We start from the raw sequence: 12,050 nt of genomic DNA, 5'->3' as shown, positions 1-12,050 counted from the left end.
AACCCTGGCTGAGGTACTTGCCAACATGAACGCCCTGGAAAAACGTTCCGTACTGGCCCTTGCATCGGTTTACGCGATGCGAATGCTTGGGCTCTTTATGGTCATGCCCGTGTTCATGCTGCTGGGGTCCGATCTTGATGATGCAACGCCCGCACTGCTGGGGTTCGCAATCGGCGCTTACGGCCTGAGCCAGGCTCTGCTGCAAATTCCATTTGGCTTGCTTTCGGATCGCGTTGGCCGCAAGCGAATGATCTATATCGGTCTGGTCTTGTTTGCGTCTGGCAGTCTTGTGGCGGCCTCCACAGACTCAATATACGTTGTCATCGCTGGGCGGATTTTGCAGGGGGCGGGCGCGATCGCGAGTGTTTTGATGGCGCTGCTGAGTGACCTGACCCGGGAGCAGGAGCGAACCAAGGCCATGGCAACCGTGGGAATCTCTATTGGGCTTTCATTCTCGGTGTCGCTGGTGCTTGGGCCACTACTCGGATCTCTTTGGGGACTCTCCGGTCTTTTCTATGTGACGGCCGTGCTGGCATGCTTTGCGCTGTTTGTGGTGCATCGTGTCGTACCGACACCCCACCAGAACAAAGTGAGCGCGGATACGCATCCTGCCAAGGCGATGTTGGGGAAGGTCTTGTCGGACGGTCGGTTGCTGCGGCTCGATTTCGGCATTTTCTCGTTGCACCTGGTGCTGACGGCACTGTTTCTTGTTTTTCCTGTCATGCTGCGCGATCAACTTGGGCTCCCCGGGAGTTCTCACTGGTGGTTTTATCTCAGCGTGATGGTTACATCCTTTTTTGCAATGGTTCCGTTCATTATCATCGGTGAGAAGAAGCGAAAGATGAAGCCGGTGCTCTGCGGCGCCATTGGGCTAATGACGATCTCAGCGGCAGGGCTGGCCGAAGTTTCAGTCAGCCTATGGGCGGCCTGGGGCGTCCTTTTCTGCTTCTTCATGGCGTTCAATCTGCTCGAAGCGAGCCTGCCGTCACTGGTGAGTAAAGAGGCGCCGGCTGCCGCCAAAGGGACCGCGATGGGGGCGTACTCGACCTCCCAGTTTTTGGGGGCCTTTCTCGGTGGTGCACTTGGCGGCGCGCTGATGGGCGGTCTTGGGATTGCCGGAGTGCTCTGGTTTATGGTGGTGGTGTTGGCGCTCTGGTTGATTGTGGCCATCACCATGCCGGCCCCGGGTTATACCACCAGTTTCGTGGTACAGTTGCAGGAAGTTGTTGCGAACCAATATGACGAGATTGATAACAGTCTGCGCCGCTTGCCCGGCGTTGAAGATGTGGTCATCGTCGAAGATGCTGCCACAGCCTACCTCAAGGTGGATCGGCAGTATTTTGATGAGGGGTTACTTGCGGGCTTTTCGTTTGTCCGGCAAGGTAGCCATTGATGAAATCAGGAGGCTTGCAGGGATGGCGGGCTTTCACGAAATGACAGTCGGGAGCAGAAAATGGCACGAGGTGTAAACAAGGTAATTCTTATCGGGAATCTGGGGCAGGATCCGGATACCCGTTATACCCCCAACGGCAGCGCCGTAGTAAATCTGACCCTGGCGACGGACGAGAGCTACAAGGATCGTCAGACCGGGCAGATGGTGCCCAAAACCGAGTGGCATCGCATCGTCATGTTCGGCAAGATCGCCGAAGTGGCCGGTCAGTACCTCCGCAAGGGCTCCAAGGTATATATTGAGGGCAAACTGCAGACGCGCAAATGGCAGGGGCAGGATGGCCAGGATCGATATACCACCGAGGTTGTCGTGGACATCAACGGCCAGATGCAGATGCTCGACAGCCGGGGTGGTGACGCCGGTATGGGGCAGGGCGCACCAGCGGGCCGCCCACAGCAGTCCAGCTATAATGCGCCAGCCGGCGGGCAGCAGGGCAATAATCCCCCGCCCCAGCAATCCGGTGGATACAGTCAGCCCGCTCAGGGAAGCATGCCTGAGCCTGTGGATGACTTCGATGATGACATTCCCTTCTAGGTCTTGGTGAGTGATCCAGGATTGATGATAAAAAAGCCCTGCCGTGATGCAGGGCTTTTTTGTATCAGTATTGAAAAAGCGGCGTAAAACCTTCTATACAACGTAGAGTTGGCCACGTTTTCTCATATAAGATGTAACCATGTGTAAAGACAATATGCCTTCGGGCCAATAATAATGATTGGACCGCGCGAGCGGTGAGCGACCGGCACCAAGTACTCCATGACAATACGTTCTCTAGTTCAATCTTTGACAGGCTTGTTCACGTGGTCCAAAGCCGGTCGGCATGTCTACCTTGAGGTGCGTCCGGATGGCATCGCGTGGGCAGCGTCGACCGCCGCTGGAAACCTGGCAACTGGGTTTTCCGAGTGTTTCCCGGCAAAACGGCAGGCGACGCTACAGGCACTCGTGAATCAGCATGGATGGAGTGGGGCAAGAGCCTCATTGGTGTTGCCCCTGGATCAGTATCAGGTGTTCCAGATGGAGCGTCCCGATGGGCTTGAAGATTCTGAACTGGCCGATGCCCTCAAATGGAAACTCAAGGACTTTCTGGACTTCAGCCCGTCTGAGGCCGTTTCTGATGTGTTCCCGTTTCCAGAAGATGCCGCCCGTGGTCGCGGTGACCTGGTCAATGTCGTCGCGGCCAGAAAGCCACTCGTGATCGAGTTGGTTAACCTCGTGCAGGGGGCCGGCCTTGAGCTGGAGGCGATTGATATCGCGGAGCTCGCGTTGAGGAATGTGGTATCACTGATTGATGCTGACGAAAGGGGTGTGGCGCTGGTTGTGCTCCGGGAGCGCTACGGGCAAATGGTGGTTTGTCGGGGCGGCACATTGTATCTGTCCAGGCGACTGGATGTGACCCTTGACGACCTGCAGGATGCCGCCAGTCAGGATGCGGCCATTCAGTCACTGGCGCTGGAAATGCAGCGGTCCCTCGATTATTACGAAAGCCAACTCGGTCAGGTACCACCGGCAACGATCCGATTGGTCTCAGGAAACAACGTGCTGCCGCTGTCTTCCATGCTGTCTTCCTACGTTGCCGCTACGTTGGAGCCACTTGACTGGCATGAGCTGGGGCGCAAGGCGGATCTGGACAGCCGTTGCCTGGTCGCCTGGAGTGCCGGCGTTGCTGATCCGGGTGGGAGGCGCTGATGACTCAGACGGTCAATCTGTATGTTCAGGAACTTCGGCCGCACAAGGAGAGACTTCAGGCCGGTGGTGCCCTGGCTCTGTTAGGGCTCGCCGTGGCGATGGTTTTGGTGATAGGCGGTTTGCTTCGTTTCCAGAATGGCGAGGCAAGAGACCGCCTGAGTGCGCTGCAGCAGCAGAATGAGAAACTAGAGCAAACCGTTGCCGAGCTTTCAGCGACGGTTGAATCGCGTCAGCCAGATCCCGCCGTTATGGATGCGCTGGAGCGAATCAACCACACAATCAGTCGCCGTCAGCGTCTTCTTGCCCGGGTTGAGAGTCTGGTGCTTCAGGGGGGGGAAGGTTTTTCGTCATCCATGGCGGCCCTTGCCCGGCGTATTCCCGAGGGAGTTTGGTTGACGGGAATTCGGCTGGAGGCCAGCGAGGGGACCGTTGGGTTCGAGGGGCAAGCCAGAACTGCGGATCTGGTCCCGGTTTATCTTGAAAGGTTGGGGCAGGAGCCAGTGTTCGCGGGCAGAACCTTCGGTGAGTTCAGACTGAATCGCCAGCAAGACTCCCGGGGAATCGCCTTCACGGTGGCAACAGAGCATTCAGGGGAGAGCCAGTGATGTCTGGTAATCGATGGCGTGAAACCCTCGGGCGCGTTGGCGGCAGCTTCAATGAGCGGCCGATTCGCGAGCGCGTTCTGATAACGGTCACCGCGTTGGTGTTCATTGTGTTCGTCGGGTGGGAGCTGGCGGTGAGCCCGCGCCTTGTCATGGAGGAGCGCCTGCAAGCCCGTGAGGCGGCGCTGGAGAACAGTCGGGATGGTTTGCTCGCCCAACAGGATGCGCTCGATGCTCTGCTGGACTCCGACCCTTCAAAGGAATTGAGGAATCGGTTGGAGCAACGGCAGGCACGGCTAGACCGGCTGGACGATCAGATCGCCGAATTGACCGGACGGCTGATTCCGCCCAAGGCCATGGTATCTCTGCTGAAAGTCATGTTGGAGGAGCAGCAATCACTCCGGCTGATTTCGCTGGAACTGAAACAGCCGACGCCCATTTATGTTCCCGAGCCCGGTCCGAAAGCCGGCGGTGAGGAGGCTGTGCCTTCGGATCCGCCACCTCTTCTTTATGCCCATGATGCCGAACTGATCGTTCAAGGTGGATACCTCGAGGTATTCCGCTACCTCCAGCACCTGGAGTCGGTAGATAAACGCCTGGGCTGGGAGGTTTTCGATTACAGGACCGGAGAGTGGCCGCAGGGCGAAGCAGTGATCCGGGTACGCACGTACAGCCTGGAACCGATGTGGCTGGGAGTGTGATATGAATCGATCAATTTGGGGCGCATCCGTGTTTGTGACCGTGCTGTCGATGGCGCTGTTTGCCGGGGTGTCTCCCGTGTTTGCCTTGCAGGATCCGACGCGTCCGCCCGATAACCGTGTCGTATCTCCTGATGCGCGCCCGGTCACTCCGTTGGAACTGCAATCCATTCTGGTTGGTGAGGCGAGGCGGGTAGCCGTCATTAACGGTCGAGCCCGATCCGAGGGGCAGGGTTTTGACGGAATCCGTGTGCTGCGTATTCACGACAATCGAGTAGACATTGTGGACCATGGCCGGGCCAGAGTGCTTTACCTGGACCAGCTACCGCAGGTGCGGGGGACCCAATGACAGACAAACGAGCGACTATGACAGGAACTAAGCGACTAGGGTTGGTGGCACTGGCTGCAGTGATGACCGCGTGTAGCAACAATCCGCTGATGCGGAGCTCATCCGCTACCTCCACCGATGTGGCGGATGCCATTGAACAGAGCCTCGCAGATGCGGAGCAAACGGTAGCGACGGGTGATGCCGGCGGCAAGCCTTCCGGAAGCTCCGAGCTGCCAGCTGAGGTGAGTGCGGCCTTATTGCCGCCACTGGTTGCCCCGGCAGAGGCCGAGGAGCGGTTTGATGTGAATGCCAGGGGCATCCCGGCAGGTGCTTTTTTTGAATCCCTGGTTGAAGGTACTCGCTATAACGTTGTGGTTCACCCCGCAGTTTCCAGCACGGTCGACCTGAGGTTGAGAGATGTAACGGTGCCAGAAGTCATGGATATTGCGGCGGATCTCTATGGCCTGGATATTCAGAAACGGGGGCGCTTGTACCAGGTTGATGCCGACCGGATTCAAACCCGGATGTTCCCGATTGATTACCTCCACTTCAAACGTAAGGGCGGTTCTGAAACCCGCGTCAGTTCGGGGCAGGTCACGAGTTCGGGTAGTGCCGGGGCCGCCTCGGGGCCTGCATCAGGTGACGCTGGCACTGACACTCGTAACCTGGTGGGCACCACGATCTCTACGGAAACCGAGTCGGATTTTTGGACCGATATCACGTCCGCGCTCCGCATGATTACAGGGGGGGGCGACAGCCAGGTGATCGTCAACCCGGGAGCGGGGCTGGTCATGGTGCGCGGCAGCAGTGACGAGCTCCAGCTGGTTGAGGATTATCTCCGTCGCACTGAGCTGATCATGCAGAGGCAGGTCATCCTGGAAGCAAAAATTCTTGAGATCACCCTGAATGAGGGATACCAGCAGGGAATCAACTGGTCGGATGTGCAGAGTGCTTCGAGTATTACGGCCTCAGATGGTCTGCCGGAAGATTTTACAGCTCAAGCCCTGGCAGGGCAGGCCATCCAGACTTCAGACATCGGGGGCCTGTTCTCCGCCAGTGTCAGAGCGGGTGATTTTACCGGGCTGATTCAGCTGCTTGGCAAACAGGGAAATGTCCAGATTCTTTCCAGCCCTCGGATCTCGACCGTGAACAACCAGAAGGCGGTGATCAAGGTTGGAACGGACGAGTTCTTCGTGACCGACATAGATTTCGATGACGACAACTCAACCGTGACAGGTTCTGACAGTACCTCCACGTCGGTTGAGCTGACGCCCTTCTTTTCCGGAATTTCTCTGGATGTGACGCCCCAGATTTCCGAAAGCGGCAGTATCACACTGCATGTGCACCCGTCGGTGAGCGAGGTAAACGATCAGGAAAAGGTCATCACCATTGGCGAGCGGGATGTGACGCTCCCGCTGGCGGCGAGCACAGTTCGTGAAACCGACAGTGTGATTCGTGCCGAGAGCGGTCAGATTGTGGTGATTGGTGGCCTTATACAGAACTCCAGCGAAGACAGTAACGCAGCCGTTCCTTTCTTTAGCGACATTCCGTTAGTTGGCGAGCTCTTCAAACAGCGTGACTTCCAGTCTCGGAAAAGTGAGCTTGTTATCCTGTTGCGTCCGGTGGTCGCCAAAGCGAGGGGAATGAGCTCGGATATTTCCGCGAGCCGGGAGCGGATGCAGGTTCTCAGAGAGCTTTTGCAGTCATCCCAATCAGTGACACCGGCCCCGGAGAAAGCATCGCGCTAGCATGTACGAAGCCCATTTCGGACTGCAGGAAGCACCGTTCGCATTGACGCCCAACACCCGATATTTCCTTCGGGCTCCCAGCCATGGCGATGCGCTGGAGCTATTGCTGGTGGCATTGAGAGAACGGGAGGGGTTCATCAAAATTACCGGCGAAGTGGGTACCGGCAAGACGCTGTTGTGCCGGTTATTGCTGAATGAGCTGGAGGATGATGCCTACACCGCGTATATCCCAAACCCCCACCTGGGGCCCGAGGCTTTGTATGAAGCCGTGGCGGAAGAATTGGAGATAGAGGTGTCGCACTGCTCCAATACGCATCAGCGGCTAAAGGCAATTAATGAACGCCTGATCTCCCTCGCGGCGGATCAGAAGCAGGTTGTTCTGGTCATTGATGAAGCCCAGGTCATGGAGGAAAAAGCCATAGAGGCCCTTCGCCTGCTCACGAATTTGGAGACGGAAACGACTCGATTGCTGCAGATCGTGTTGTTCGGCCAGCCGGAGCTGGATGCACTGTTGAGCCGTGACAGCCTGAGACAGTTGCGGCAGAGGATTACCTTCCATTACCAACTGGCGCCACTCGAAAAGACGTCGGTTGCCGACTACCTCAGGCATCGCCTGGGACAGGCCGGTTATAACAGCGGGGATCTGTTCACGCCCGCAGCGGTCAGGTTGTTAACCCGCTCTTCGGGGGGGATTCCGCGGTTGGTTAATATCCTGGCTCACAAGGCGATGTTGGCGGCCTGGGGCGAAGGAAACACGACAGTGGCCAGGCATCATGTCTTGAGGGCCGTACGGGATACCGAGAGTATCCGTGCTCCCGGCTTGCTCGGGAGGTGGTTATGAGTCTGTTGAACGATGCGCTCAGGGCTGCCGAGAAACGGCAGAGTAAACCCGGCGTGGCTTCCGCGTACGCCGGAGTGGCTCCGTCGACCCCGGGCAGGCGTGGTTGGCTGGTGCCCGCGCTGCTACTGATAATCGCAGTATTGCTGATGGCTTTGGTATACGGGATGAAACTCCGGAATGAGGGCTCCGTGTCGGCAACTGCCGTGCAGCTTAAGTCGGCATCATCTCCGGAAGTCGACCCTGGTCTGACCAAGTTGGCCCCAAACGCCGGGAAGCCGGATAGCGCCGATGATGAGAGCTCGGTCCCCGGGGCCGGCGCAACTGTTGTCACTGAAAAGGCCGCGGAGCCGGAGCCCGAACAAACCACCGCGCGGAAAACTCAGCCGCCAGTGGCTGTGGAAGAGCCGTTTGAGATAAGCGAATCGAAACCAGAACCGATGGCCGTCAGTAAGCTGGCGAACGCGGAGTCGGCACCATCGGACCAAGCAGCCCCCGATGAACCCACGCCCGTACCCGCCGTAAAGCAGATACGAGAAACACCAGAAGCCATTGATCGAGAAGTCAGTCGAGAGATTGCGGTGTTGCTGTCAGAAGGAGAGACCCGGCGGGCTGAGGCATTGCTGCGCGAGGTCACACAGAATCAGCTCGCGCCATCGTCCCGGTCGGTGTTTGCCCGCGCGATGATTGTGGAGGGTGACCTGGATCGCGCGATGCCGTGGCTGTCCGGCGTGACCGTAGAGCAGAATCCGGATCTGCGGCTTCTGAAATCAAGGGCTCTGCTCTCACAAGGGGAGCTATCCGGAGCCTTGGAGGTATTGCTGCGGGATACGCCGCCGGTACGGCAAGCGACTCAATACCGGGTAACCCTGGCCACCCTTTTGCAACAGGATGGCAGGAGCGAGGAGGCAGCGAGACACTGGTCGGAGTTGTTGGCGATGGACGATAGTCGTCCGGCCTGGTGGGTCGGTTTGGCTATTGCGTTGGAGGACAGCGGAGAGATTGCCGGAGCCGTAAAGGCCTATCAGCAGGCTGTGGCGCTGCCCGGCCTGTCAACGGCGCTGGCGGAATATGTGCGTAAACGTTTAATGAACTTGCGGGCGGGATAATGACTGGCGAGCCGAAGAAAAAAGTCCGATTGGGGGATCTGCTGGTTCAGAATGATGTCATTACTGAACAGCAGTTGATGACAGCGCTCCGCGAACAGAAGAGCAGCGGCCGCAAGCTGGGGCGGACCCTGATTGATCTGGGCTACGTAGACGAGGACAGCCTGCTCAATATCCTGTCCCGTCAGCTCGAGGTGCCTTTCGTTCAGCTTCGCCACTATCAGTTCAACAATGAGTTGGTAAAGCGCCTGCCTGAGGCCATGGCCCGGCGTTTTCGCAGTATCGTACTAGCTGAGCAGGCTGGGGAACTGCTCGTAGGGATGGCCGATCCGTTGGATATTTTCGCCTACGACGAGTTGGTTCGTATTCTCAAGCAGCCCATAAAACAGGCCGTGGTGCGGGAGAGCGAACTTCTCAACACTCTGGATCTGGTCTATCGACGTACTGACGAAATTGCGTCTTTGGCAGAGGAACTGGAGGACGAGCTTGGCGATGATGCCTTCGATCTGGCCGACCTGTCTGCTGATTCTGAGAGTGCCGAGGCGCCCGTCGTCAAACTGCTTCAGACGCTGTTTGAGGATGCTGTCCAGGCGCGTAGCTCCGATATACACATCGAGCCCGATGAGACGGTGGTTCGTATCCGTCAGAGAGTGGACGGTGTTCTTCAGGAACAGGTAATGAAAGAAAAACGGGTCAGTTCAGCTCTGGTCTTGCGGCTGAAGCTGATGGCGGGCCTGAACATTTCGGAGAAGCGGTTGCCCCAGGATGGTCGATTCAACGTCCGGGTCAAAGGGCGGAGCATTGATGTGCGGGTTTCGACCATGCCGGTACAGTACGGTGAGTCCGTTGTGATGCGGCTACTGGACCAGAGTCAGGGCATGCTGAACCTCGGTGGTACCGGTATGCCTGAGCATCTGTTGGAACGATTCCGGCGAATGATACGAAAACCCCACGGGATGATCCTGGTCACAGGCCCTACCGGCAGTGGTAAAACCACCACACTCTACGGAGCCCTGACCGAGCTTAACCGTCCGGAAGTCAAAGTGATCACAGCCGAAGACCCGGTGGAGTATCGTCTTTCCAGAATCACCCAGGTGCAGGTGAACCCAAAGATTGGTCTCGAGTTCGCTAACGTACTCCGAGCTGCCTTACGACAGGATCCCGATGTCATTCTGATCGGCGAGATGCGGGACCGGGAAACCGTGGAGATCGGCCTGCGTGCGGCGATGACGGGCCATCTGGTGCTCTCGACTTTGCACACCAATGACTCAATCAGCAGCGCCATGCGCCTGATCGACATGGGGGCAGAGCCTTTTCTGGTGGCCAGCTCACTTTTGGGGGTCATCGCCCAGCGCCTGGTTCGACGGGTTTGCGAGAACTGTTCAGAGTCGTATCAGCCAACTGAGCAGGAGCAGGCCTGGCTGGCGGGCTATGATCTGGATCCGATCGATCTCGAGGCAGGCTTTGTGCAGGGGCGCGGTTGTTATCAGTGCAGCAATACCGGCTATAAAGGGCGGATCGGTGTCTATGAATTGCTGGAAATGAACGAGGCAATGCTGGATGCCCTTCGGCGCCAGGATATTGCCGCATTCACCCAGGCCGCTCGTATCAGCGATACGTATCGACCGCTTGGCCTGGGCGCGATGGATTATGCCCTCGGTGGCGTTACAACGCTGGAAGAAGTCGCCCGGGTTGCGGCCACCTCGGAGGGCAGTTTCTCTCCAGAGGATGAAATACCTCTGCCTGATGAGGCTGTCGGTGGAGGTGATTGATGCAGTTCAGCTATCGCGGTAAGGATCAGAGGGGAAATGTGCAAAATGGGACGCTGGCCGCGCCCTCGGCTGAGGCTGCAGCATCCGAGCTGATGCGCAGGGGAATTACGCCGCTGACAATACGCGAACAGCAAGTTCGGGCCAGCTTGGCTGATCGTCTGAATGCCTTGCCGTTGTTCCAGAAGAAGGTGTCCCTCGATGAGTTGATTGTGTTCTGTCGTCAGATGCACGCCCTGACCAAGGCAGGCATTCCGTTGATTCGCACGATGCGCGGACTGGCGGAAACCTCGCGCTCTCCTGTCCTTGCTGGGGTACTTGAGGACGTAACCTCGAGGCTGGAGGGTGGAACCACCATGGCGACCGCCATGCAGGCTCACCCCAGGGTATTCTCGGAGTTGTTTGTGGCCATGATCCACGTGGGTGAAAACACCGGGATGCTGGACGATGCGTTCAAACGGCTATCGGAGATTCTGGAGCTGGAGCGGGACACCAAACGTCGTTTGAAACAAGCAATGCGTTATCCGACGTTCGTTGTTGTCGCCTTGCTATCGGCGCTCATGGTGGTGAATTTTCTTGTGATTCCCAAGTTTGCTGCAGTGTTCAACAAACTCGGTGCCGACCTACCATTCCTGACTCAGGTGCTGGTGGGAACGTCTGACTTTCTGATTGGATACTGGTATCTGGCGTTGTTTGCCGTCGCGTCAGCCGGTCTTGCGCTACGACAATGGAAGCAGACAGAAGCGGGGCGTATGACCTGGGATCGCTACAAAATGCGGACGCCAATCATTGGCCCTCTGCTGGAATTGATCACACTGAGTCGTTTTGCTCGGAACCTGGCAACCATGTTGACGGCCGGTATGCCCGTTACCCACGCACTGAGTGTGGTCTCTGACGCCACGGACAATGCCTGGATCGCCAGCCATATCCGGGATATGCGGACGGGTATCGAGCGCGGAGAGACCCTGTTGCGAACCGCCAGAAACAGCGAAATGTTCACTCCGCTGATCCTGCAGATGATTGCGGTTGGTGAGGAGACCGGTTCGGTCGACGAGATGCTGAATAACGTTGCAGATTTCTATGATGAGGATGTGGACTTCGGTTTGAAACGGTTGGCAGAATCCATTGAGCCGATTCTGATCGTAGCGATGGGGGTACTGGTTCTGATTCTGGCTCTCGGCGTCTTCCTCCCGATCTGGGATCTTGGGGCTGCCGCGCTGGGGCAGGGCTGAGTGAAGCGGCGGCTATACAGCAGTGCTGACGATATGACCAATGCCCGCCGGGTGAGGTTGTTCTTTGCTGTGACCGTGCTCGCTGTGTTTTCCTGGTTCCTGTTGGATACCCTGGACCGGGAAGCCCGGAAAATGGAGGAGCAGGCTGCAAATCTGGTAATGGCTCAGCTGCGATCAGCGCTGGTCATCAAGGGAGCGGAGATCTTGCTGGCGAGAGATGTGAGTCTGAGTAGCTACGAGGGGCGCAACCCTTTTGTGTTGCTGGAGCACCACTGGCCGAATTATCAGGGTGGGTGTGAAGGCTCGCTGCCGGAGCCAGGTTTCTGGTGTTTCCGTGAGACTGAACCGGATGTGGTGGGGCAGAGTCCAGTTGGACAGGTGGTTTATCGGTCCCGGAGTCAGATTAAGGTTGCCGGGCGCTTGGCGGAGCCTGGTGAGCTGCTGGCCTGGACTGTTGAAGTGGCGTTTTCTGATCGTAATCACAACGGACTCAGGGATCCGGGGGAGCGGTCGACAGGGTTAATACTGGTTGCCAAGTCGGCAATCGGAGCTTGACAGGTATAAACGAGTTGATGAAGCAGACACGCATGAGTGGG

At 57.6% G+C, this 12,050-nt stretch carries 12 protein-coding genes; all 12 read left to right on the top strand.

The features are described from left to right. Positions 1 to 25: 25 nt before the first annotated feature. The 12 genes from D777_RS17255 (at position 26) to D777_RS17200 (ending at position 12,009) form a co-directional block, all read left to right on the top strand. Positions 26 to 1,393 carry an MFS transporter gene (locus D777_RS17255; RefSeq protein WP_036134987.1) on the top strand — a complete coding sequence of 456 codons (1,368 nt, stop codon included), beginning with the start codon at positions 26 to 28 and terminating at the stop codon, positions 1,391 to 1,393. Between the two features lie 60 nt (positions 1,394 to 1,453). Next, positions 1,454 to 1,984 (top strand): single-stranded DNA-binding protein, encoded by a 531-nt coding sequence (ssb, locus tag D777_RS17250; protein ID WP_036134895.1) that lies wholly within the window; start codon positions 1,454 to 1,456, stop codon positions 1,982 to 1,984. A gap of 246 nt (positions 1,985 to 2,230) precedes the next feature. Then, entirely contained in the window at positions 2,231 to 3,133 is a 903-nt protein-coding gene (locus tag D777_RS17245) for a type IV pilus biogenesis protein PilM (RefSeq protein ID WP_227501829.1), read from the top strand. Then, positions 3,133 to 3,738, top strand: coding sequence for a PilN domain-containing protein (locus tag D777_RS17240; protein ID WP_036134890.1), 606 nt, complete (start codon positions 3,133 to 3,135; stop codon positions 3,736 to 3,738). Before D777_RS17245 ends, D777_RS17240 begins: the two co-directional genes overlap by 1 nt. After that, the gene (locus tag D777_RS17235; protein WP_036134887.1) at positions 3,738 to 4,436 is read left to right on the top strand and encodes a hypothetical protein; all 699 of its coding nucleotides are present in this window, start codon (positions 3,738 to 3,740) and stop codon (positions 4,434 to 4,436) included. The genes D777_RS17240 and D777_RS17235 overlap by 1 nt, the downstream gene beginning before the upstream one ends. Position 4,437: 1 nt before the next feature. Next, positions 4,438 to 4,782 carry a hypothetical protein gene (locus tag D777_RS17230; RefSeq protein WP_051669174.1) on the top strand — a complete coding sequence of 115 codons (345 nt, stop codon included), beginning with the start codon at positions 4,438 to 4,440 and terminating at the stop codon, positions 4,780 to 4,782. A gap of 17 nt (positions 4,783 to 4,799) precedes the next feature. Continuing rightward, entirely contained in the window at positions 4,800 to 6,509 is a 1,710-nt protein-coding gene (mshL, locus tag D777_RS17225) for a pilus (MSHA type) biogenesis protein MshL (protein ID WP_150112672.1), read from the top strand. 1 nt (position 6,510) lies between these two features. Continuing rightward, positions 6,511 to 7,350: an ExeA family protein gene (locus D777_RS17220; protein WP_036134884.1), complete on the top strand. Its 840-nt coding sequence runs from the start codon at positions 6,511 to 6,513 to the stop codon at positions 7,348 to 7,350. Further along, a complete protein-coding gene (locus tag D777_RS17215; protein ID WP_036134880.1) occupies positions 7,347 to 8,456 on the top strand; it encodes a tetratricopeptide repeat protein in 1,110 nt (369 codons plus the stop codon). Before D777_RS17220 ends, D777_RS17215 begins: the two co-directional genes overlap by 4 nt. Further along, complete coding sequence (locus D777_RS17210) at positions 8,456 to 10,225, top strand: GspE/PulE family protein (protein WP_036134878.1); 1,770 nt, start codon at positions 8,456 to 8,458, stop codon at positions 10,223 to 10,225. The genes D777_RS17215 and D777_RS17210 overlap by 1 nt, the downstream gene beginning before the upstream one ends. Beyond that, positions 10,225 to 11,454, top strand: coding sequence for a type II secretion system F family protein (locus D777_RS17205; protein ID WP_036134876.1), 1,230 nt, complete (start codon positions 10,225 to 10,227; stop codon positions 11,452 to 11,454). The genes D777_RS17210 and D777_RS17205 overlap by 1 nt, the downstream gene beginning before the upstream one ends. Next, positions 11,455 to 12,009 (top strand): hypothetical protein, encoded by a 555-nt coding sequence (locus tag D777_RS17200; RefSeq protein WP_051669173.1) that lies wholly within the window; start codon positions 11,455 to 11,457, stop codon positions 12,007 to 12,009. The last annotated feature ends 41 nt before the right edge of the window (positions 12,010 to 12,050 follow it).

This window comes from Marinobacter nitratireducens, assembly GCF_000708045.1.
Lineage (GTDB): Bacteria > Pseudomonadota > Gammaproteobacteria > Pseudomonadales > Oleiphilaceae > Marinobacter > Marinobacter nitratireducens.
Note: the sequence above shows the minus strand (reverse complement) of the source record. Positions and strands in the feature narration are given on the sequence as shown.